Below are 20,571 nucleotides of genomic sequence, written 5' to 3' on the forward strand. Positions count from 1 at the left end.
TAGTTACGGGTACTTTTGGACCAAAAAAAGCACCCCTGGGGGTGCTTTTTTACAGACGTTTGACTCGGCCTACTTCTTTGCCTTGGGGGCCGCCTTCGCTTTGGGGGCTTTGGCCTTGGCAGCAGGGGCCTTGGGGGCCTTCGCGGCTTTCGCAGGCTTGGCTACGGTCTCTTTCTTCGCCTCGATGTTGGCCATGCGCACTTCCCGCGCCTTGGCGAGGTTGTCGGCCAGACCGCGGTCCTGCGCCATCTTGCGACGGGACTCGGAGTAGCTCTTCGCAGACAAGGCCTGTTTGCTCGGAATGCCGAACTGCTTCTTGTAGGCGCCGGGCTTCATGCCGTGTGCCGTGCTCAGGTGACGCGCGAGGGTCTTGAACCCGCCTTTGCCACAAACAAGGCAGACCACTTCGTTCTTCTTGAAGGCTTCTTTGATGGAGAGTGAAGATTTTGTCTCTTCGACGCCTTCCACGCCCTGTCCTGCTTCAAGATTCTTCAGCGCAGCGTGAACTTTGGCTATTTCCGCGAGAAGCTCGTCCGATGTCATCGGCGTGCTGGAGGCATGCGATGCAACGAGTTGTGCAGCTATTTCTACCAAGGTCGCCATTTACCACCCTCCTTCAAAGTTATAGTTAGGTGATTAATAGCAGAGACGGAGATATTGTCAATAATAAAGTAAAAATAACGTTGCAGGACTGAGTATACGGATCGACAAAAATGAACAAACTTAATCGCTGAAGGGATCGACTTGAAATGATAAGGGACGCTGGATCGGAAAGAGCGTTTTTTGAGTCGGCAGGATCATGCCGCCGCCCACCGCCTGCAAAGATCACGAAGAAAGAAACTGTACTTCACAGATGTGCATAGAATGCAGCCCTTCCGGCACCTAAAAGAGCGGTTTTTTCATTCAGTATGACGTGCACCGGAATAGACTGCACCAGGGGACTCAGCCTTCCTTTTGCGGTGAAAGAAAGCATGAATGCGGGTCCTTTCAGCAGGTCGAGAATCTTCGGTGCGATCCCGCCGCCAAGGTAGACGCCGCCTGTGGCGAGAAACCTGAGGGCGGCGTTGCCCGCCTCGGCTCCGTAGACGGATATGAAGACTTCGAGAGCCTTGCCGCACATCGGGCAACGCGATTCCAAGGCCGCCTTGGTGATGACCGCGGGCGGATCGCCGGCGCTCATCGCTGCGGCGATGGATTCCTCTTCAGGATAGTAATGTCCATCACGTAGAAAACGATAGATATCCAGGAGCCCGGGGCCGGACAACACGCGTTCGTAGCTGACCCGGCCGTGCTTAGTCTGCAGGTAAAGAAGGAGTTCCGCTTCCAGTTCGTTGCGCGCGGCGAAATCGGCGTGTCCCGCTTCGCTGGGAAGCGGATGATGGATCCCTCCCAGGAAGTAGGCGAGCGACTCGCCAAGTCCGGTTCCTGCCGAGACCACGGCAATGGTGCCGGAAGGATTGGCAACACCTGGGTTGAGGGTGAAGAGGTCCTGCTGTTTCAGCGATGCGATGCCGTAGGTGTTCGCCTCGAGGTCGTTTATGAGCAGCACGCTTGGGAGTTCCAACGCGGCGGCAAGCTCCTCGCTCTCAATGGTCCAAGGGAGGTTAGGTGTGCGCACCCGTCCCTCGATGATGGGACCGGCGATACCGAAACAGGCACGCTCCGCGCTGATGTGATGCTGCGAGGCGAAGTGGCGCACGATATCGATGAGGCTTCCGTGTGCGGCGCTTTTGTACTGCGCCTCGGCAAGCGTGGTGAGTCCGGCGGGATCGGCCTGGAAGTAGGCAATACGGGTCGAGGTTCCCCCCACGTCTCCTGCGAGAATGAGCATATGACCTCCCGGTCACGGCACGGCCGTGTGCCAGCGTTAGCTGTTAATTACCCCCCCCTCAAAAAAACAAATCCCCCCCGTCCCCCCTTCGCAAAGGGGGGAGCGCGAGGTCACCTGCGTCGCTTCATGGGCAAATCTGTTGCCGTTCCCGAAATTCCCTGATGAACCTTCGCATAGGGGGGACGCGAGGTCACCTGCAACGCTTAGTATCTGCGAGGTTACTTGGGGATGGCGTCCGCGGCAAGGACGGTTTTCACGATCTCGGCGCTTAGGGCGTTAAGGGCGCGACTCGTCGCGTCGGCCACGGCATCGTAACCGGGTCCGGTCGTTTTTTCGCGGACCACGGCGCGCCCTACCCTGCTGTCACTTCCCCTGCGCACACTCCAGACGGCCTCGATGGTGACCGCTTCACCGGTGACGGCTTCGAGTCTCAGGATATCGACCGGCACTCCGTACTTGGCATCAGTACCGCTACTTTGGCCGTAGGCAAACACGCGGCCCGAACCGAGTCTGCGCCCCATATCCTGCGCTAAAAGCCTCGGAATTTCCTCTTTCAGCGGTTCGGCCCAGCGGTGCGCTTCCAGAATGTCGACACGGTTGGGAGCGACGCGCACGACGAGCTGGGGGCGATCCAAAAGTTCCGGCAGCGTTACCGGTCCGACTCTCACCGATAAGGGCTGCGCGGACGACGCTTCCACTTCCTGGACAGCCGCCGGAGTCAGTGTGTAAAAGGTGACGCCGGGGGACCTGACGCATCCGGCGCACAGGAGAAAAAATCCAAACAAGACCGGGAGTACGGAGACGGTGCGCATGGCTATTTTTCCTCCTTTTTGCCGCGTATCAGTGATTCCGGGTGCTGTTCGAGATAATCCCCTAGAACCCGCAGCGAACGGGCCGCACGCGAGACCTCGCGCATGGTGTCACGCAAATCGACCTGCACGGGGGCGTCGGCGCTCAGAACGCCGCTGGCACCGCCCAAAGTGGTCCGCGCTTCGGATAGCGTCTTTCTCACGTCCTCGAGCGTCATCTTCGTCTCAGTGAGCACCGATTTCGCCTCGGGAACAAGGGACTTGTCCATGTTCTGCAACAACCGGTCGGCGCTCTTCAAGGAATCGTCGAGGGAGCGCATGGTCTGTCCGGCATCTCCGGCGAGTTTTTCCAGCGGCAGCTTCTCGATCCGCTGCACGATCTCGATCAGGTTCTTCTGCAGCTTCTCCATGGAACCGGGCACGGTCGGGAAGCGCGGCGGCGAACTGTTCCAGTTGATGCGGCCGGCACGGGCGTCGGGTACGAAGTCGAGCGCCACGTAGAGCTGGCCGGTCAGCAGGCTGCCGCTTTTGATCTGGGCGCGGAAGCCGTGTGCCACCAGGTCGTCGAGAAGCCGGTGCGCCTCGGCGGTGCCCGGCTGGGGCATATTGCCGCCGCTGTCCTTGCGGAACTGGGTCTGCAGGTGTTCCGGGTAGAGCTGGATCTCGACCGGTACGGAGAAATCCTTGCGGCTGCGGTCGAGCACCACGTTGATGTTGGTGACCTCGCCCACGGTGACGCCGCGCAGATCAACCGGAGCGCCGACGGCAAGACCGCGCACCGATTCGCGGAACTCGAGGATGAATTTTTCCGAGGCGGCTGAGTTCTTGAGGGCCTCGTCGCGGGTACCGTAAAGGGTGTACGCGGTGTCGGCGGGAGCGGCGACGGCGCCGGAGACCGACTCCTCGAAGGAAATGCCGCCCAAAAGAACGGCAAGCATCGATTCGGTGTTCAGCTTCACGCCGCCCGGGGTAACGGTCAAGTCGACGCCGCTTGCCTGCCAGAAATAGGTGCTGGTGGTGACAAAGCGGTCGTAAGGCGACTTGATGAAGACACGGACGGTGACCCCTTTGCCGTCCCGGTCGAGGTCGGTGGAGATGACCTGTCCCACCTGCATGCGACGGAAAAACACCGGGGAACCGGTGTAGAGCGAGCCTACGTCGTCGGTGTGCAGCACGAACTGGCGCCCCGGGACATCCATGGAAACGGCGGGGGGAGACTCGAGGCCGATGAAACTGTCGCTGAGTTCCTTCGAGGTTCCCGCCTCGACCCCGATATAGGAGCCGCCGAGAAGCGTGGTGAGGCCGGAGACGTTACCGCCGGAGATGCGCGCACGCACCACCCAGAAACGGGTGTCTTTCACCATGAGCCCCTTGGCGTCCTTGGTGACCTCCGCGGTGACGACGACATGGGTGCGGTCGTCGGAGATGGCGATCGATTTCACCTCGCCGATCATGACGTCCTTGTACTTGAGCTTGGTCTTGCCCGCCTCGAGCCCCTCACCGGTCTTGAAGGAGATGGTGATGGTCTCACCGCGGTCCACCCACGCCTTGGCTGCGATGGAAAGACCTATGACGGCGGCGACTATGGGGATGATCCAGACGAGCTGGATCGAGAAGCGCCGCTTCGGCTCGCTTACCGCCTCGGGAAGGTCCTGCATCTCTTGTCTGTCGGATGGTTCAGTCATGGAAATCCTCTTTCTGCAACGGGTCCCAGATCAGGCGCGGGTCGAACTCCATGGTGGCTAGCATGGTGAGGACGACCACCGCGCCGAAAGCGATCGCGGCGGGACCGGCCTTCACCACGGCCAGCGAGCCCAGTTGCACGAGCGCCGCGAGCAGGGTGACTACGTAGATATCCAGCATGGACCAGCGCCCCACCGCTTCCACCAAGCGGTAAAGCCGGGTGCGCTGCTGCGGGTTCCAGGTCGATTTGCGCTGCACGGAGATGAGCAGCAGGGTGAGGGAAAAGAGTTTCAGAAGCGGTATCGCCACGCTCGCTACGAAGACGATGACGGCGATCATCCAGGACCCGGTCCTCCAAAGGTGCACGACGCCGCTCACGATGGTGTCCTTGCGGTAGCTGATCAGGGAGCCGGTCTCCATCATGACCAGGGTGTTGGCCGGTATATAGAGTATGTAGGACGCGATGACGAGCGCCCAGCAGCGCTGCACGCTGCCCGGTCTGCGCAAATGGAGCCGGGCGCCGCAGCGCGGGCAGTACTGCGCGCGCGAAGTGCCGGTGCTCCGGGAGACCAGCTGACAGACATGGCAGGAGCAAAGCCCGCGGCCGGCTGCGATGGGGGAATCGGCCGAGTTCACCTTGACTCCAAATCCTGTCGCTTCGCGTCGAGCCGGGCCCATACGTCGCGCGCATTGAAGGCGGTGGCCGCAGCGGCGAGCAACAGGGTGAGCACCGCGAAGGACCACAACGCCATACCCGGTATGACACGGAAGTTGTTGGTAAGCTTCACCAGGGAAACGAGCACGCCGAGCATCAACACCTCCACCATCCCCCAAGGCTCGATGCACTGCAGGGTGCGCATGAAAAGCGGATATTTCGGAGGCACCTTGCCGAGTTTCAGGGGAAGCAGCAGGTAGGTGAGCGAGGCAAGTTCCAGCGCCGGGACGATGATCGCCGTGATAAGGACGAGGGCGGAGACGCTTCTCATCCCCTGGTCCCAAAGAGAGAGGACCGCTCCGAAAAGGGTGATGGCGCTGCGGTCGCCCTGCACCTCGATGGCGAAGATGGGGAAAAGATTCGCGCCCAGAAAGACCATGCATGCCGCCAGGGTATAGGCGAGGGTGCGGTCGACGCTGTCGGTGGCGTTACGGTAAAGTACGGCACCGCAACGCCTGCAGCTCGCATAGCACCCGGGGTTGAGCGGGATGTCGCGCTGCAACAGGTCGCATTCGTGGCAGGCGATCAGTTGTGCGTTACGATCGGTCATCAGGGAGACGCTCCCTCCTATGAGACCCCAAGAAGCAATGACAAACGCATGGAAAAGTGTAAGTCAAAGAAATGTGACAGAAGAAAACATACCACAGTTGCAGGGCGAAAACTAAATCAGCCGCCCAGGAAGTCTCCCAAGCGGCTGATTGAAATGGTCGGTGCGACTGGATTCGAACCAGCGACCACTAGACCCCCAGTCTAGTGCGCTACCAGGCTGCGCTACGCACCGATTAAACCTGATAATTACAACTGATCCCGCAAACTCATCAATTCCAGCTTCACATCCTGAAGCAGTGCCGCAAGCGCTTCACCGGAAAGGTCAGATTTTCGGTACTTTTTTTTGGCTTCCAGACGCTTCCTAGCCCCCTCGATGGTCAGCTTTTCCGCGTAAAGAAGTTCTTTTATCTCATGGACCAGCTCGACGTCTTTCTTGGAGTAGAGCCTTTGTCCGCTGCTGCTTTTTCTCGGCGCGAGCCCCGGGAATTCCGTCTCCCAGTAACGCAGCACCGAGGTGGGGAGACCAGTTGCCGCGGACACCTCGCCGATTCTGAGGTAAAGCTTGTCCGGGGAGCCGGTCGCCATGATTACGGCTGGGTGTTGATCGCGCTCTTCAGTACCTGGCTCGGTTTGAAGGTGAGGATCTTGCGAGCGACGATGGTGATCTCTTCGCCGGTCTGCGGGTTCCTGCCGCGACGGTCGGACTTCTCTTTCACTACGAAGTTGCCGAATCCGGCAATCTTGATTTTGTCGCCTTCTTCAAGAGTGGACTTAATCAGGTCGAAGACCGTCTCAACGAGTTCGGCGGATTCTTTCTTGGAGAAACCGACCTTCTCATAAATTTTTTCTACGATGTCCGCTTTGGTCATAATCCCCTCAACAGGTGAAACATTTCAGTGTGTTCTCAACAGCGGCTTAATCTAATACCATAGCGTTTTCGATTTCGCAACCGTTTTTATCTGAAGGAAACATTTAATTTTTTCTGCAGTGCCTCGGTTACCTTCGTGTGCAGACGGGTTACTTCTTCGTCGGTAAGGGTCTTCTCCTTGGAACCGTAGCGTACGCGAACGGCGACGCTCTTCTCATGAGCGGCAATGTTCCCACCCATGTACAAGTCGAAGATTTCCACCCCTTCCAGCTCGGGCGCCTTGATGCCGTTAACGCAGGAAACGATGTCGGCGACGGGAAGTTCACGCGGCAAAAGCATGGCGATGTCGCGGAAGGTGGACGGGAAGCGCGAGGGAACCTGGGCGGCGCCCTGTTTCTTCCTGGCCGAGAGGAGCGCCTCGAAGTTGAGCTCCAGGTAGTAAAGCGGCGTGGAGATGCCGTAGTTCTCCTGTACGGTCGGATGGAGCTCGCCCATGGAGCCAAGCGCCTTCTTGCCGCTTAAGATGCGGCAGGCCTTGCCCGGATGGTAGTACGGATCGAGCTCGTCGACGCTGTAGTTGACCCCGCCTACGTTCAGGTCGGCGAGGAGGTTCTCCGCGATCCCCTTGACGTCGAAGAAGTCGATATCACCCTTGGCCTGATTCCACCCCTCGGGATCGCGTCTGCCGGTCAGCAGAGCCGATATGTAGAGCGGCTCTTCGGGGAGTTCGGCCCCCTCGACGGGGAGGTAGATGCGGCGCATCTCGAAGATGCCGAGGTTCAGCGTCCTGAAGCTTATGTTCTTGACCGCGGTATCGAGAAGCCCCGGGAGCATCGTCGTGCGCATGACGGAGAGCTCGTCGGAGATCGGGTTCAAAAGGACCATGCCGTTGCTGCGGAAGTCGTCCGCCGGGAGCATGATCTTCTCGCAGGAAGAAGGTGCGACGAAACTGTAGTTGATCACCTCGGAAAGACCGTGCGAGACGAGCAGGCTCTTCACCCTACCCGCTTGGCGCTGCGCGTCGGAAGGAAGATCGGAGAAGACCGACGCCTGCGGGAGCGTGGCGGGTACCTTCTCGAAGCCGTTCACGCGGACCACCTCTTCGACGAGGTCTATCTCGCGCTCGATGTCGACCCTGAAAAGCGGCACCTTGACGGTGAAGACACCCGGCTCACCCTGCTTCACCTCGAATTCGAGGCTCTCGAAGATATCCTGCACCTCGGCTGCGGAAAGGTTCAGCCCGGAGACCGCGTTGATGCGCGACAGGCGCGCGGTGATGACCCGCGGCTCGACCGGCGCCGGATACACGTCGATGACCCCCTTGGCCACCTTGCCGCCGGAAAGCTCGGCGATGAGCTGGGCGGCGCGATCGAGAGCCCGGGTGAGCCCGGCGACGTCGGCGCCGCGTTCGAAGCGGTGCGACGACTCGGTGTGGATCCCGAGACGCTTGGAGGTCTTGCGGATCGCGGACGGGTTGAAGTAGGCGCTCTCAAGCAGCACCTCGGTGGTCCCCTCCCCTATTTCGGAGTTGCCCCCTCCCATGATCCCGGCCAACGCCACGGCCTTTTCGCCGTCGCGTATGGTGAGGTCGTTCGCGGTAAGGATGCGCTCCTGGCCGTCGAGGGTGGTGAACTTCTCCCCCTCCCCCGCCGCGGCGACGACGATCCTGCCGCCTGCGAGGAGCTTGTAATCGAAGGCGTGCAGGGGGTGACCGTACTCGAGGAGCACGTAGTTGGTCACGTCGACGATGTTGTTGATGGAGCGGATCCCGGCGGCCATGAGCCTGTTGGCGAGCCAGGCCGGCGAATCGGCGAGCGTGCAGCCGGTGATGTGGCGCGCGGTGTAGCGCGGGCAGAGCTCGGGAGCGAGGATCTCGACCTTGGCGACCGAATCAACGGGTGCCCCCTCCTCTTTCACCTCGAGGCCGGGGTAGTGCACCTTCTTGCCGAGCTTCGCCGCGACCTCGCGCGCGATGCCGACGACGCTCAGGCAGTCCGCGCGGTTCGGGGTGAGCCCGATCTCGAAGACGACGTCCTTGGTGCCGAGCGCGTCGAAGAGCGGGGTGCCGAGGACGAAGTTTTCCGGAAGGATCATGATACCGGAAGATTCTGCGGAGAGGGCGAGCTCCTTCTCTGAGCAGAGCATGCCGCACGACTCCTCGCCGCGGATCTTCGAACGCTTGATCTTGAAGTCGCCGGGAAGCGTCGCGCCGATCTGGGCCAGGGCGACCTTGTCGCCGGCCTTGAAGTTCTGCGCGCCGCAGACGACGTTCACGATCTCGCTTCCGTTGTCGACCTTGCACAGCGAGAGCTTGTCGGCATTGGGGTGCTGGTTCTTCTCAACCACCTGCGCGACGACCACGTCGTCCATGCCACCGCCGACCACTTCCATACGCTCGACCTCGAGGCCCAGCATGGTGAGCATGTGCGAGAGTTCAGCCGCCGGGAGGTCGCAATCGACGAATTCCTTGATCCAGTTGTAGGTAACTATCATATGAATTCCTTCAAGTCGAAAATCAATTAACAGGGATAAAAGGGATACAGGGGATAAAACAAAGAGCCTTTCGCCTTATCCTCTTCGTCCCCTTTATCCCTGTTCAAACGCTTTTTAGAACTGCTTCAGGAACCTGAGATCGTTCTCGAAGAGCAGCCTCATGTCGGCGATGCCGTACTTGAGCATCGCGATCCTCTCGATCCCCATCCCGAAGGCGAAGCCGGTGTACTGCTCGGAGTCGTAACCCACGTGGCGGTACACCTCGGGGTCGACCATGCCGGCGCCCAGGATCTCGAGCCACCCGGTCTCCTTGCAGACACGGCACCCCTTGCCCCGGCAGATGACGCAGGCGATGTCCACCTCTGCCGAAGGCTCGGTGAAGGGGAAGAAGGAGGGACGCAGCCTCACGCCGATGTCCTTGCCGAAGAGCTGGCTGATGAAGAGGGTCAGGATCCCCTTGAGGTCGGCGAAGGTGATCCCCTTGTCGACCATGAGCCCTTCGACCTGGTGGAACATGGGGGAGTGGGTCGCGTCGGAGTCGCAGCGGTACACGGTTCCGGGTGCTATGATGCGCACCGGCGGCGGCTGCTTCAGCATGGTGCGGATCTGCACCGGCGAGGTGTGGGTCCTCAAGAGAACGCTCTCGCCGAAGTAGAAGGTGTCCTGCATGTCGCGGGCGGGGTGATCCTTCGGGAGGTTCAGCGCCTCGAAGTTGTAGAAATCGAGCTCGATCTCGGGACCTTCGGCGACGGCGAAGCCGAGCGCTCCGAAGATGGAGCTGATCTCCTCGGTCACCAGCGTGATCGGGTGTTTCGAGCCCATGGCCTGGCGCCTGCCCGGAAGCGTCACGTCGATCTTCTCGCCGGCAAGCCGCGCGGCCTTGACCGCCTCACGCACCTCGGTGGCGCGCGCGTCGAGGGCATCCTCGAGCTTCGCCTTCACGGTGTTCACGACCTGGCCGACCAGAGGCCTTTCCTCGGCGGAAAGCGCACCCAGCCCCTTCATGACGCCGGTGAGCGCCCCCTTCTTGCCCAGGTACTTGACCCTAAGTTCCTGCAGCCCCTCTTCCGTGGAGGCCTGAGCCAGCTCGGAGAGGGCCTCTTCTAAAAGTGCTTCCAGTTTATCCTTCATCGCATGACCCTATTTTCGGAAAAAAAAAGAAATGGGACATCGCTATCCCATTTCTCTTTATGCCCGCGGTATGTATTAAAATTTTGCTTTGGCTGCTGCCGCGATAGCTGCGAAACCTTTCGGATCGGAGACGGCCAGGTCGGCCATCACTTTCCTGTCGATTTCAACGTTTGCGAGCTTCAGACCGTGGATCAGCTTGCTGTAGGAAAGACCGTTGATCCTTGCCGCAGCGTTGATCCTGGTGATCCAGAGGGCCCTGAAGTCCCGCTTTTTCACCCTTCTGTCCCTGAACGCGTAGTTCAGTGCGCGGTCCACCGCTTCGGTGGCGCTCCTGAACAGTTTGCTTCTCGCGCCGCGGTAGCCCTTGGCAAGTTTCAATACTTTGTTTCTTCTCTGTCTCGCTTTAAAACCGCGCTTTACTCTTGGCATACATACTCCTTCTGGTTTTTAAATTAGCCGGATCCGCAAGGGGAGACGTTTCCTCACGGTTCTCGGACTTCGGTAACGGGCGAAAACGGCGGTTGGCGACGAACAGCTCCGAGGCGCACCTCGATGCCGGTGTTCCAGTCCCTAGTCCCCAGCCCCCAGTCCCGGTTTTATTTGTAGGGGATCAGGCAGCAGATGTTCTTGTGGTCGGAGGCTGCTACGATACCGCTTTTACGGAGGTTGCGCTTGGTTTTCCTGGTCTTGGAGGTCAGGATGTGGCTGGTGAAGGCGTGAGCCATCTTGATTTTGCCTGTGCCGGTCTTGCTGAAACGCTTGGCGGCGCCCCTATGGGTCTTCATTTTAGGCATTGTTTTACTACTCCTTTGTTGTGGTGTTTATTTTTTTACTTTGGGGGCGATGATCATGAACATGCTGCGCCCTTCCATCTTCTGCTTTACCTCGACCACGCCGATATCGGCGAGCTCGGCGGTTATCTTTTCCAGTGCGGCCATGCCGAGTTCCTGGTGCGTGATCTCACGACCGCGGAAAACGACCGTTATCTTCGCCTTGTTCCCTTCTTCCAGGAAGCGACGTACGTGCTTAACCTTGAACTCCAGGTCGTGCGTATCGGTCTTGGGACGAAGCTTCACTTCCTTCAGCTCGACCTGCACCTGTTTCTTCTTTGCCTCAGCCTGCTTCTTAGCCTGCTGATATTTGAACTTGCCGTAATCCATGATACGGCAGACAGGGGGAACGGCCGTCGGCGAAACCTCTACCAGATCCAGTTGCAGACTCTCAGCCAACGCCAGAGCCTCGCGAAGCGGAAGAATACCAAGCTGCTCACTTTCGGCACCTACTACCCTTACCTCTTTGGCCCTGATGGTCTGATTGATGTTGACTGTAGGTTTAGCTATGACGCCACCTCCTATTTGTAGGTTTTAACTTCGTTCTCAATGAAGGCGATGAACTGTTCGGGAGTCATCGCTTCGAGGTTCTTGCCGTCGCGGAAACGCGGCGCGAGCAGGCCGCCTTCGACCTCCTTGTCGCCCACCACCAGCATGTACGGTATCTTCTGCAGCTGGGCCTCGCGGATCTTGAAGCCGAGCTTTTCGTTCCTGAAATCCTTCTGAACCCGAACGCCGGCGGCACGCAGCTTGTCGAACGCTGCCTGCGCGTAAGGAATCTGGTTGTCGGTGACCGTGAGAACGGTCGCCTGGACCGGTGCCAGCCAAGTCGGGAAGTTTCCGGCGAAGTGCTCGATGAGGACACCGATGAAGCGCTCGATGGCGCCAAGGATAACCCTGTGCACCATGACAGGGCGTTTCTTTTCACCATCCGCGTCGACATAGGTGAGATCGAAACGCTCCGGAAGGGTAAAATCGCACTGGATAGTAGCACATTGCCATCTTCTGTCAAGAGCGTCGCGCAGTTTGATGTCTATCTTGGGCCCGTAGAATGCGCCGTCACCCTCATTTATCTCATAGGGACGACCGGAATCCTTCAGTGCATTCAGAAGCGCGTTGGTGGCGAGTTCCCATGCATCGTCGGAGCCGATCGACTTCTCCGGACGGGTGGAAAGCTCCATCTCGAAGTCGAAGCCGAAGATCGCCATCACCTCGGTGACGAACTGGATGACCCCCTTGATCTCGCCGTCCAGCTGTTCCGGGGTGCAGAGGATGTGCGCGTCGTCCTGGGTGAAGCCGCGTACGCGCAAGAGGCCGTGCAGAACGCCCGCCCTCTCGTGACGGTGCACCGTGCCGAGCTCGAAGTAGCGCAGCGGCAGGTCGCGGTAGGAGCGAAGCTGCGAGCGGTAGATCATCATGTGGGCCAGGCAGTTCATCGGCTTCACGCCGTAGCTCTGCTCGTCCACCGTGGTGAAGTACATGTTCTCGCGGTAGTTCTCGTAGTGGCCGGAACGCTGCCAGAGTTCGGTCTTCAGGATCTGCGGACCCTGGACGATGTCATAGCCGCGCTTCAAGTGCTCCTTCCTCTCGAAGTCCTCGAGGATGGTGCGCAGCATCGCCCCTTTCGGATGCCAGATGACCAGACCGGCGCCGACCTCGTCGTTGAAGGAGAAGAGGTCGAGCTCGCGGCCGAGTTTCCTGTGGTCGCGCTTCTTCGCCTCCTCGATCCTTTCGAGGTAAGCCTCCAGTTCCTTCTTGTCGGCAAAGGCGGTGCCGTAGACGCGCTGCAACATGGCGCGCTTTTCGTCGCCGCGCCAGTAGGCGCCTGCGATGGAAGTGAGTTTGAACGCCTTGCACCAGGAGGTGCTCGGCAGGTGCGGACCACGGCAGAGGTCGGCAAAGTCGCCCTGGGTGTAAAGGGAAACCTTGTCGGCGCCGAGGTCCTCGATCAGCTCGACCTTGTAGTCCTCACCCATCTTCTTGAAGAGGGCGACGGCGTCGGCGCTGGAAAGCTCGGAGCGGACGATCTTCAGATCGGACTTGGCGAGCTCGCGCATCTTCGCCTCGATCTTCTCGAGGTCTTCGGGGGTGAAGGGATGGTCGACGTCGAAGTCGTAATAGAAACCGGTCTCGATGGCGGGACCGATGGTCACCTTGGCCTGCGGGAAGAGTGCCTTCACCGCCTGGGCCATCAGGTGCGAGGTGGAGTGCCTGATGATCTCGATGGCCTCGGGGCTTTTCTCCGTGACTATCTCGACACGGGCGCCGTCGGCCAACTTGGTGTTCAGGTCGACAAGGTTGCCGTCGATTTTGCCGGCGATGGCAGCCTTGGCGAGACCGGCCCCGATGGAGGCGGCCAGATCGTAGATAGAGGAGCCTTCAGGCAAGGGCCTTTGGGAACCGTCCGGAAGCGTGACCTTAATCTCGTTCATGCAAGACCCCTTTTGAGAAAATCGAATACAAACAGAAAGAGGCATCGAAACTCGATGCCTCCGTCGAACCTCGTACTGAAGGTCTCTGTTTAATTGGTAGGCGCGGGCGGTTTCGAACCGCCGACCCCTAGCGTGTCGAGCTAGTGCTCTACCCCTGAGCTACGCGCCTGTTTTTATTGCTGCTTCGTGGAACTCGGACTTTGTACCAATTCGCCGTTTCAAAGTCAAGGTTTTATTTTCATGCACATGAATTTTTCTCATTGGAGAGACGACGTCGCCGCACATGCCGCGTCAAGCAGCCGTATCAGCGCCCTTGAGACCTCGGAAGGATCGGCATCCACGCAACTCCCCTCATGTGAACAGGCCGGTATGGTGCCCCACCTGGAGCATGGAGCACAGGAAAGGGTCGAGGCGAAAACGCGGTGCCACTCCCCTTTGGGGGCCCATTTGACGGGATCGCTCGGGCCGAAGAGCGATACGGTCGGCGTGCCGAGACCGGCCGCGATATGCAGAAGGCCGGAGTCGCCGGAGAGTAGCGCCTTTGCCCGGCCGATCACGGCGGCGCTTTCGGCGAGGCTCCCCTTCCCCGAAAGATCGAGCGCACCGGTGGACCGGGCAATCATCTCGCACGCCTCAGCTTCCCCCTCCCCGCCCAGAAGGACGACGGCGTACCCGGCGAGCACGGCGGAGGAGGCGATCTGACGGAATCTGCCGATGCCCCATTCCTTGCGCGGGACACTCGCACCGGGAAAGATGGCCACGAAGGGGCGTTCACCGATGAAGGCCAAAAGGCGCTCAGCGCCCTCCACCGCCTCCGGCGGCAGGGTCAGGAAGGGAACGGAAAGCTCGGGCGGAGCGGTGATGCCGAGCGGGGCCAGCAGGCGAAAGAAGGAATACGGCTCGTAGTCGTCCAGGGCGTAGGGAACGGCATCGCTGAAGAGCCTCTTTCTCTCGTTGGTGGCGAAACCGATGGAACGGCCGGCTCGAACCACGCGGGAGACGACTGCCGAGAGGCGGTACCACTGCTCGGTGTCGATGACGAGGTCGTAGCGGTTGCCAAGGACGCGGCGGAGCTCTCCCGGGGCGTCGTAGCGGTGCACGGCGTGGAGGCCGGGACAGAACCGGAAGGCGGCGGCGTTTCTGGTTTCGGCGAGGATTTCGATGCGGCAGGAGGGATAGGCCGATTGCAGCGCGCGCAGCGCCGGGATGAGGAGGATGGCGTCGCCGATCCCGCCGGGGCGGATCACGAGGACGCTTTGCGGCGCGACGGTAGTACCGGGGCGGCGACGGCGCGGTAGCAGATGGACCAGCAGGGGGGAGGCGATGGCGTCTATGCGCTTAAGGAGTGTCGGCTGCAATGGTGGCTCCCTTTTTAGTTCTTCGGCACCGGTGGGGGCGGTGCGCATTATTTATTACAGAAAACGCGCGGCTTTGGCAATAGGGCGAAAGCCCCCCTCCCGACCTCCCCCCTCCAGGGGGAGGAGCGTGGACGGAAGCGTGGACGGAAGCGTGGACGGAAGCGTGGACTGGAAGCGTGGACTGGAACGTGGACTGAAGCGTGGACTTAAACGTGGACTTAAACGTGGACTTAAACGTGGACTTAAACGTGGACTTAAACGTGGACTTAAACGTGGACTTAAACGTGGACTGAGGAGGGGAGTGAGGCGATGGCTAAAACGGGGGGAGTGAGGCGAGCGGGGTCCCCTCCCCTGGAGGGGGAGGGGCAGGGAGGGGGAAGCCGCACTTTGGCTTCTGCGGAAGCCCCCGCCTCACCGTCTCTCCGCCTCAGCGGCCGGGGAGCTCCAGCTCCTTCATCTTCCTGTAGAGCGTGTTGCGGGCGATGCCCAGGGCCTTGGCGGCTTCCGTGATGTTGCCGTCGTACTGCGAAAGCGCTTCCTTGATGGTCTCGGCTTCGGAATCCTTGAGGGCGTGCATGGGGGGGACGATCTTCTTCCTGCGCATGACGGCCAAAAGGTTGGACTGGGCCTGGCGCAGCGAGCTTAGCATCCGGTTCAGTTCCTCGGCTCCCATCCGCTCGAGCGTCTCGCAGCTCCCGCACTGCTCGACCAGTTCCGCCTCGGGTGCAGCGGAGGTCTGCGCTGCTGCGGTGACGGCGGCCTCGGTACGTCGCGGGGCGGAAGGACCGGCCAGGAAAGTCCCCCCCAGGTGTTCGGGGAGGATGGTGTCGCCGTTGCAGATGACGACGGCACGCCGCATCACGTTGGCAAGCTCCCTTATGTTTCCGGGCCAGGAATACCCCTGCAAAAGCCGGACGGTGCCGGGGGCCAGGCGCAGATCGCGGTTCAACTGCTGCACGAAGTGTTCGGCCAGAAGCGGGATGTCTTCGCTGCGTGCGCTAAGTGACGGGATCTCGAGGCGCACGACGTTCAGCCGGTAAAAGAGGTCCTCACGGAAGCTCTTCTCGCGGATCGCCTGCTCGAGGTCGACGTTGGTAGCCGCAATGACGCGCACGTCGGTCTTGATCGGGCGCTCCCCCCCTACCCTCATGAACTCGCCGGTCTCCAGCACGCGCAACAGTTTCACCTGGATCTGCGGCGTCGCGTCACCGATCTCGTCCAGAAGAAGGGTGCCGTTGTTGGCGAGTTCGAAGATGCCGCGCCGTGTCTGGTTCGCGCCGGTGAAGGCCCCCTTTTCGTGCCCGAAGAGCTCGCTTTCCAAAAGGTTCTCCGGAAGGGCGCCGCAGTTAACCGGGATGAAGGGCTGACCGGCACGCGCGGAAGCGGCATGGATGAAGCGGGCGAGGACCTCCTTGCCGGTACCGGTCTTACCCTGGATCAAAACGGAGATGTCCTTCCCGGCGACCTTGTACGCGAGGGAAACCATCCGCTTCATCGCGGGCGCGCTGCCGACCCTGAAGCCCACCCCCTGCGCGACCTCGGCCCATTCGTCGGCGGAAGCATCACCCCTTCTGTGCACGGCACCGGCCCCGGCGGCCCTGGCGACCAACTGCTCGATCATGTCGATGTCGTCGAAGGGCTTCTCGAGGTATTCGTAGGCGCCTAGCTGCATGGCGGTGACCGCGGTTTTCACCGTGGAGTAGCCGGTCATGATGATGACTTCGCAGGAAGGCTGACGCGACTTGATGATCTCCAAAAGCGTGATGCCGTCGGTGTCGGGGAGCTTCAGATCGACCAGGGCCACGTTGAAGCGCCCCGTCTCCAGTGCGGCCATCGCCTCGGGCTCGTTCGCCGCAGTCACCACATCGTACCCCCTGCGCGCCAGGAGGCGCTTGAAGAAGGTACAGACATCCCTCTCGTCGTCTATTATCAAAACCTGCGTTAGAGAATCACTCACGGCCTGCTCCACAATTCGTATTAAATAATCATGCCTCGTCTACCGGCAGCACCAGACTGAAACAGCTCCCCTGACCGAGCGTACTCTCCACCTCGATCCTGCCGTGGTGGGACTCCGCGATGCCCAGGCTGACCGAGAGACCGAGGCCGGTCCCCTTGGTCGCTTCCTTGCTGGTGTAAAACGGGGTGAAGATCTTGGAAACGTTTTCCGGCGCTATCCCTATGCCGTTGTCGGTCACGCTGAGCACCGCAAAGCGGCGCCCCCCTTCGATGCGCAGCGAGGTCGCCACTTCGATCACCTTCTCTTTCCCCTCGGGCACGGTGAGGGCGTCGCGCGCGTTGATCAGGAAGTTCGTGAGCACCTGCTGTATCTGCGGCCCGTTCGCCTTTATCTTCGGGAGTTCGCGGTCGAAGTGTTCGAAAATCGCGATCTGGCTGCGGTTGATCTGGTACTGGATCATGTCGAGGACGCGTTCCGCCTCCGCGTTCAGGTTGATCGGGGTGAAGGGAGCCTGGTCCTGGCGCGAAAAGGTGAGCAGGTTCTGGATGATCCGTTTGCACCGCAGCCCGCAGTTGATGATGTCGGAGAGCGCCTCGGCGCGCTCGGTGTCCTCGTCATCCTGCATGTCGCGGGCGAGCATCTGAGCGGTACCGATGATCACGGTCATCGGGCTGTTCAGTTCGTGCGCGACCCCGGCCGCCATGACGCCGAGGGCGACCATCTTGGCGGACTGCACCAGCTGGGCCTCCATCTTAAGCTTCTTGGTCACGTCCTTCATGATGATGGTGACCGCGGCGAGCTGCTTATCCTCGTTGAAAACCGGGTAGTAGGAAAGCTCCAGGGACTCCCCTTCCGGGGTGTTCCATTGCTGGAAAACAGGTTTTCCGGTCTCCTTGATCTCCTGGAGCGGACAGTTCTGGCACGGCTCGGACGCCCCTTTCAGCTTTGCGAAGCATTTGTTGGTGACGGCCCTGTTCCAGTGGACGCTCATCCCCGGGGGGAGCTGTCCGTTGTGCAAAAGCACGTTGTAATCGGTGTCGATCAGGAAAATGGGATCGGTCACCGCACGGAAGGTGGCCTCCCACTCCTTCTTGGCACGGGAGACCTGCTTGTAGAGCCGGGCGTTCTGCATGCTGATGGCGAGTTGGTCGGCCAGGTGCTGCACGAAGTTCAACTCGGCGCGGGCGTAGGCGGCATCGATGGTGCTCCCTAGAAGGAGCAGGCCGGTCACCGAGGAGCGCTCGAAAAGGGGTGCCGCGGCGAGGGAGCGGAGAGGTTCCGTGTGCTTCGTGGTCATCTGCGCCAGGCAAAGCGGGTCCTGCATCGGGTTGTAGCTGGTGGCCCCCTTGTCCCGGAAGGCGTTCCAGATCACGGACTGCTTCGGGATGTAGCCCAGATCGGTGAAGTCCCTTGGGGAGACGGCGAGCAGTTTCAGCTTGCCGTCCTGAAGCTTCGCCAGGGCGAGGAAGTCACAGGGAAGCGCCTCGGGGAGCTTCCTGAAGGCCCTCTCGATGATGTCCCCGATCGACATGTCGATGTTTATGTCGCGGGTTAGTTGCTGCAGGATCTCCAGGCGGCTGTTTTGTTTCAGCACGTCCTGGTTTCTCTTTTTCAGCTCGACGTAGTAGTTGAGCTTCGAGGAATCGACACCTGTCAGTTGTTCGAGCAGCTTGCCCCTGTTTTTCACGTTGCTTCCTCTGAGGACGGCCTTTGGTGCCTACATGGCGTTGCGGTAGATCTCCATGATCTGCTCGCGGGTGGCGTTGCGCGGATTGGTGACGAGACAGGCGTCCTTGGTCGCGTTCTCGCTCAAAAGCGGAATGAACTCTTCCTTGAGGCCTAGCTCCGAAAGCCCCTTGGCGAGACCGATGTCCTCGATGAGACGCTTGACCGCATCGATGGAGCGCTCTGCGGCGGCCATGACGTCGAGGCCGGCCACATCCTCTCCCATGGCGACGGCGATATCCCGGAAGCGCTCCGGGCAGGCCTGCAGGTTGAAACGCATGACGTGGGGGAGGATCGAGGCGTTGGTCTCGCCGTGGTGCTGGTCTAAAAGGCCGTCCACCTGGTGCGTCATCGCGTGGGCGGCGCCGAGGATGGCGTTCGAGAAGGCAAGACCGGCGGTGAGGCTCGCCATGGCCATGTTGGTGTTCGCCTCCATGTCGCTTCTCTCGGCGACGGCGCGCCTCAAGTTTTTGGAGATGAGCTGGATCGCCTTCAGCGCGTGGATGTCGGTGAGCGGCGTCGCGGCGAGCGAGACGTAGGACTCGATGCCGTGGGTGAGCGCGTCGACCCCGGTGGCCGCGGCGAGCTTCGCGTCCTTGGTCTTCAAAAGCTCCGGATCCACTATGGCGATATCGGGGATGAGGGAACGGGAGATGATGGACATCTTAAGCTTCCTGTCCGTATCGACGATGATGGTGAACTGGCTCACCTCGCTCCCGGCACCGGCCGTGGACGGGACGATGACCATCGGGGGAAGCGGCGTGGAGATCTTGTTGATCCCCTCGTAGTCCTTAAGCCGTCCGCCGTTGGAGGCGATGGTGGCGATCGCCTTGGCGACGTCGGTGGGGCTGCCCCCTCCCACCGAGACGATGCCGTCGCAGCCGGAGGTGAGGTAACGTGCGGCACCTTCGGTGACCTCGCAGTCCTTCGGGTTGCTGGTGAGACTGGCGAAGATCACCGTCTCAAGGCCCGCTGCACGCAGGTACTTGACCGCCGTGTCGACCCACCCCGCGGAGATGACGTCGTTGTCGCTGACCAGGAACACCTTGGAGACGCCCAGGCGTACTACGCTCTCACCGATCTGGCTCAATGAGCCCCTGCCGAAGATGATCTCCGGTGCCACGAACTTGCTGATATCCATCTTTCAACTCCTAAAGGATCTGCGCCGCTTTGCCGGCGAACCGGCCGAACCTGCGGCCGCGCGTTTTGTATACACAGGCAAGATCGATACCAATGCGGCGATTACACGCCTGCGCGGCGCCGAATTCTAATGAGCGACTGCGGCTAATGCTTTGAATACAAAACTGTGAGACGGCTTTTTAACTTTTGCAGGATCGATAAAAAGGCCTACCGATCTTCGCGCAAACTACGTCCTCATAGTGTCACTATATCTAACAGTTGTCATTTTTTGGAACATAAAAAAGTTACATAATGGAACACTAAGAGAAGCCGATGAAGAGGCTTCGGTCGATCGGTTGAGAAAAAGTAGCCGTCGATTTAACCACTTATCTCGCAGCATCGAAACGCCCCCCTTTTCGGGCCGGCGCCGCGGCGCTGACATTCTATTTAGCTGTAAACATGAGGAAAGCGTGATGGGGAGAAAGCGGAGTCATAAGAGGTGGTGCGGTGCGACCGGGGGGCGTCAGTTCTGCTTGGCCTTGATCTTCACGTGCGGCTTGAACTCCCAAGGAGCCTGTGGGTTTTCCTGGATCCACAGGCCGTTGCGGCGGGCACGGGCCATCCGTTCCTCGGCGAAGAACTGCGGGTGGTCCGCGCGGTCCAGAAGTCTGCGGTAGGCCCAGGCCCACCCCTCGTGGAGCATTTCGAGGTTTATGTTGCGTCCGTCGAGATAGACGACCGCAACGGCGATCTGGTTCGGCTGCGTTTTGAAAAGCAGGGTCTGTTTCACCTCGATCTTGACCATCTGGTGCAGGACTTTGATGGAGAGGGCACGGAAAGCGTCTTCGGCGTAAGGCTGCCCAGGTTTGTACCATCCGGTGAACTTGTCGATCTTGGCGGTCTGGGGTGCGGCAATGCCGTAGAGACGGACCGGTATTTCGGTTCCGAAGGAATTGACGGTGAGACGGTCCCCCTCGCTCACCCCCACGACGAGTCCCTCGATGATGTTGCCGTGATGGTGCGGGTCAACCGCGAGCGCCGGAGCGGCAAGAAGAAGCATACAGCACGACA

20 protein-coding genes and 2 tRNA genes are annotated in these 20,571 nt (G+C 60.3%); 1 reads left to right on the forward strand and 21 read right to left on the reverse strand.

The window, feature by feature from the left end; genetic code table 11:
* Positions 1–69: 69 nt before the first annotated feature.
* From D6Z24_RS19235 to D6Z24_RS19330, 20 genes are all read right to left on the reverse strand, one after another.
* Positions 70–603 carry a MucR family transcriptional regulator gene (locus D6Z24_RS19235; protein ID WP_129128237.1) on the reverse strand — a complete coding sequence of 178 codons (534 nt, stop codon included), beginning with the start codon at positions 601–603 and terminating at the stop codon, positions 70–72.
* A gap of 244 nt (positions 604–847) precedes the next feature.
* The gene (glk, locus tag D6Z24_RS19240; RefSeq protein WP_129128238.1) at positions 848–1,831 is read right to left on the reverse strand and encodes a glucokinase; all 984 of its coding nucleotides are present in this window, start codon (positions 1,829–1,831) and stop codon (positions 848–850) included.
* A gap of 218 nt (positions 1,832–2,049) precedes the next feature.
* Positions 2,050–2,643 (reverse strand): PqiC family protein, encoded by a 594-nt coding sequence (locus D6Z24_RS19245; RefSeq protein ID WP_129128239.1) that lies wholly within the window; start codon positions 2,641–2,643, stop codon positions 2,050–2,052.
* A 2-nt stretch (positions 2,644–2,645) separates the two neighbouring features.
* A complete protein-coding gene (locus tag D6Z24_RS19250) occupies positions 2,646–4,325 on the reverse strand; it encodes a PqiB family protein (protein WP_129128240.1) in 1,680 nt (559 codons plus the stop codon).
* A complete protein-coding gene (locus D6Z24_RS19255) occupies positions 4,318–4,959 on the reverse strand; it encodes a paraquat-inducible protein A (RefSeq protein WP_246014737.1) in 642 nt (213 codons plus the stop codon). Before D6Z24_RS19255 ends, D6Z24_RS19250 begins: the two co-directional genes overlap by 8 nt.
* The gene (locus D6Z24_RS19260; protein WP_129128242.1) at positions 4,956–5,588 is read right to left on the reverse strand and encodes a paraquat-inducible protein A; all 633 of its coding nucleotides are present in this window, start codon (positions 5,586–5,588) and stop codon (positions 4,956–4,958) included. The genes D6Z24_RS19255 and D6Z24_RS19260 overlap by 4 nt, the downstream gene beginning before the upstream one ends.
* Before the next feature lie 154 nt (positions 5,589–5,742).
* Positions 5,743–5,819 (reverse strand) — tRNA-Pro (locus D6Z24_RS19265).
* Positions 5,820–5,833: 14 nt separating this feature from the next.
* On the reverse strand, positions 5,834–6,172 hold the full coding sequence (locus D6Z24_RS19270) for a MerR family transcriptional regulator (RefSeq protein WP_129128243.1): 339 nt from the start codon (positions 6,170–6,172) through the stop codon (positions 5,834–5,836).
* Between the two features lie 2 nt (positions 6,173–6,174).
* Positions 6,175–6,456: an integration host factor subunit alpha gene (locus D6Z24_RS19275; RefSeq protein WP_129128244.1), complete on the reverse strand. Its 282-nt coding sequence runs from the start codon at positions 6,454–6,456 to the stop codon at positions 6,175–6,177.
* 86 nt (positions 6,457–6,542) lie between these two features.
* On the reverse strand, positions 6,543–8,948 hold the full coding sequence (pheT, locus tag D6Z24_RS19280; RefSeq protein ID WP_129128245.1) for a phenylalanine--tRNA ligase subunit beta: 2,406 nt from the start codon (positions 8,946–8,948) through the stop codon (positions 6,543–6,545).
* A 114-nt stretch (positions 8,949–9,062) separates the two neighbouring features.
* Entirely contained in the window at positions 9,063–10,079 is a 1,017-nt protein-coding gene (gene pheS, locus D6Z24_RS19285; protein ID WP_129128246.1) for a phenylalanine--tRNA ligase subunit alpha, read from the reverse strand.
* A 75-nt stretch (positions 10,080–10,154) separates the two neighbouring features.
* Positions 10,155–10,508 (reverse strand): 50S ribosomal protein L20, encoded by a 354-nt coding sequence (gene rplT, locus D6Z24_RS19290; protein ID WP_015720525.1) that lies wholly within the window; start codon positions 10,506–10,508, stop codon positions 10,155–10,157.
* A gap of 167 nt (positions 10,509–10,675) precedes the next feature.
* Positions 10,676–10,873 (reverse strand): 50S ribosomal protein L35, encoded by a 198-nt coding sequence (gene rpmI / locus D6Z24_RS19295; protein WP_129128247.1) that lies wholly within the window; start codon positions 10,871–10,873, stop codon positions 10,676–10,678.
* A gap of 27 nt (positions 10,874–10,900) precedes the next feature.
* Positions 10,901–11,419: a translation initiation factor IF-3 gene (infC, locus tag D6Z24_RS19300; protein WP_129128248.1), complete on the reverse strand. Its 519-nt coding sequence runs from the start codon at positions 11,417–11,419 to the stop codon at positions 10,901–10,903.
* A gap of 11 nt (positions 11,420–11,430) precedes the next feature.
* Positions 11,431–13,341: a threonine--tRNA ligase gene (gene thrS, locus D6Z24_RS19305; RefSeq protein ID WP_162605194.1), complete on the reverse strand. Its 1,911-nt coding sequence runs from the start codon at positions 13,339–13,341 to the stop codon at positions 11,431–11,433.
* A 94-nt stretch (positions 13,342–13,435) separates the two neighbouring features.
* Positions 13,436–13,510, reverse strand: a tRNA-Val gene (locus D6Z24_RS19310).
* Between the two features lie 88 nt (positions 13,511–13,598).
* Positions 13,599–14,699 carry a glycosyltransferase family 9 protein gene (locus tag D6Z24_RS19315; protein WP_129128250.1) on the reverse strand — a complete coding sequence of 367 codons (1,101 nt, stop codon included), beginning with the start codon at positions 14,697–14,699 and terminating at the stop codon, positions 13,599–13,601.
* A gap of 427 nt (positions 14,700–15,126) precedes the next feature.
* Complete coding sequence (locus D6Z24_RS19320) at positions 15,127–16,656, reverse strand: sigma-54-dependent transcriptional regulator (protein WP_129128251.1); 1,530 nt, start codon at positions 16,654–16,656, stop codon at positions 15,127–15,129.
* A gap of 28 nt (positions 16,657–16,684) precedes the next feature.
* A complete protein-coding gene (locus tag D6Z24_RS19325; protein ID WP_129128252.1) occupies positions 16,685–18,343 on the reverse strand; it encodes an ATP-binding protein in 1,659 nt (552 codons plus the stop codon).
* Positions 18,344–18,373: 30 nt separating this feature from the next.
* Positions 18,374–19,522, reverse strand: coding sequence for an iron-containing alcohol dehydrogenase (locus tag D6Z24_RS19330; RefSeq protein WP_129128253.1), 1,149 nt, complete (start codon positions 19,520–19,522; stop codon positions 18,374–18,376).
* Here D6Z24_RS19330 and D6Z24_RS21555 point away from each other — a divergent pair.
* Positions 19,509–19,652: a hypothetical protein gene (locus D6Z24_RS21555; protein ID WP_162605195.1), complete on the forward strand. Its 144-nt coding sequence runs from the start codon at positions 19,509–19,511 to the stop codon at positions 19,650–19,652. The two genes, D6Z24_RS19330 and D6Z24_RS21555, sit on opposite strands and share 14 nt — an antisense overlap.
* Before the next feature lie 371 nt (positions 19,653–20,023).
* On the opposite strand, the gene D6Z24_RS19335 is transcribed toward D6Z24_RS21555, so the two are convergent.
* Entirely contained in the window at positions 20,024–20,560 is a 537-nt protein-coding gene (locus tag D6Z24_RS19335) for a thermonuclease family protein (RefSeq protein ID WP_129128254.1), read from the reverse strand.
* Positions 20,561–20,571 lie beyond the last annotated feature (11 nt).

It is taken from the genome of Geomonas oryzae, from assembly GCF_004117875.1.
GTDB classification, from domain to species: domain Bacteria; phylum Desulfobacterota; class Desulfuromonadia; order Geobacterales; family Geobacteraceae; genus Geomonas; species Geomonas oryzae.

Excerpts from the sequence above, each read along its gene's own strand:
- D6Z24_RS19235 (WP_129128237.1), bottom strand. The coding sequence starts at position 603 with ATGGCGACCTTGGTAGAAATAGCTGCACAACTCGTTGCATCGCATGCC.
- glk (WP_129128238.1), bottom strand. The coding sequence starts at position 1,831 with ATGCTCATTCTCGCAGGAGACGTGGGGGGAACCTCGACCCGTATTGCC.
- D6Z24_RS19245 (WP_129128239.1), bottom strand. The coding sequence starts at position 2,643 with ATGCGCACCGTCTCCGTACTCCCGGTCTTGTTTGGATTTTTTCTCCTG.
- D6Z24_RS19250 (WP_129128240.1), bottom strand. The coding sequence starts at position 4,325 with ATGACTGAACCATCCGACAGACAAGAGATGCAGGACCTTCCCGAGGCG.
- D6Z24_RS19260 (WP_129128242.1), bottom strand. The coding sequence starts at position 5,588 with ATGACCGATCGTAACGCACAACTGATCGCCTGCCACGAATGCGACCTG.
- D6Z24_RS19270 (WP_129128243.1), bottom strand. The coding sequence starts at position 6,172 with ATGGCGACCGGCTCCCCGGACAAGCTTTACCTCAGAATCGGCGAGGTG.
- D6Z24_RS19275 (WP_129128244.1), bottom strand. The coding sequence starts at position 6,456 with ATGACCAAAGCGGACATCGTAGAAAAAATTTATGAGAAGGTCGGTTTC.
- pheT (WP_129128245.1), bottom strand. The coding sequence starts at position 8,948 with ATGATAGTTACCTACAACTGGATCAAGGAATTCGTCGATTGCGACCTC.
- pheS (WP_129128246.1), bottom strand. The coding sequence starts at position 10,079 with ATGAAGGATAAACTGGAAGCACTTTTAGAAGAGGCCCTCTCCGAGCTG.
- rplT (WP_015720525.1), bottom strand. The coding sequence starts at position 10,508 with ATGCCAAGAGTAAAGCGCGGTTTTAAAGCGAGACAGAGAAGAAACAAA.
- rpmI (WP_129128247.1), bottom strand. The coding sequence starts at position 10,873 with ATGCCTAAAATGAAGACCCATAGGGGCGCCGCCAAGCGTTTCAGCAAG.
- thrS (WP_162605194.1), bottom strand. The coding sequence starts at position 13,341 with ATGAACGAGATTAAGGTCACGCTTCCGGACGGTTCCCAAAGGCCCTTG.
- D6Z24_RS19330 (WP_129128253.1), bottom strand. The coding sequence starts at position 19,522 with ATGGATATCAGCAAGTTCGTGGCACCGGAGATCATCTTCGGCAGGGGC.
- D6Z24_RS19335 (WP_129128254.1), bottom strand. The coding sequence starts at position 20,560 with ATGCTTCTTCTTGCCGCTCCGGCGCTCGCGGTTGACCCGCACCATCAC.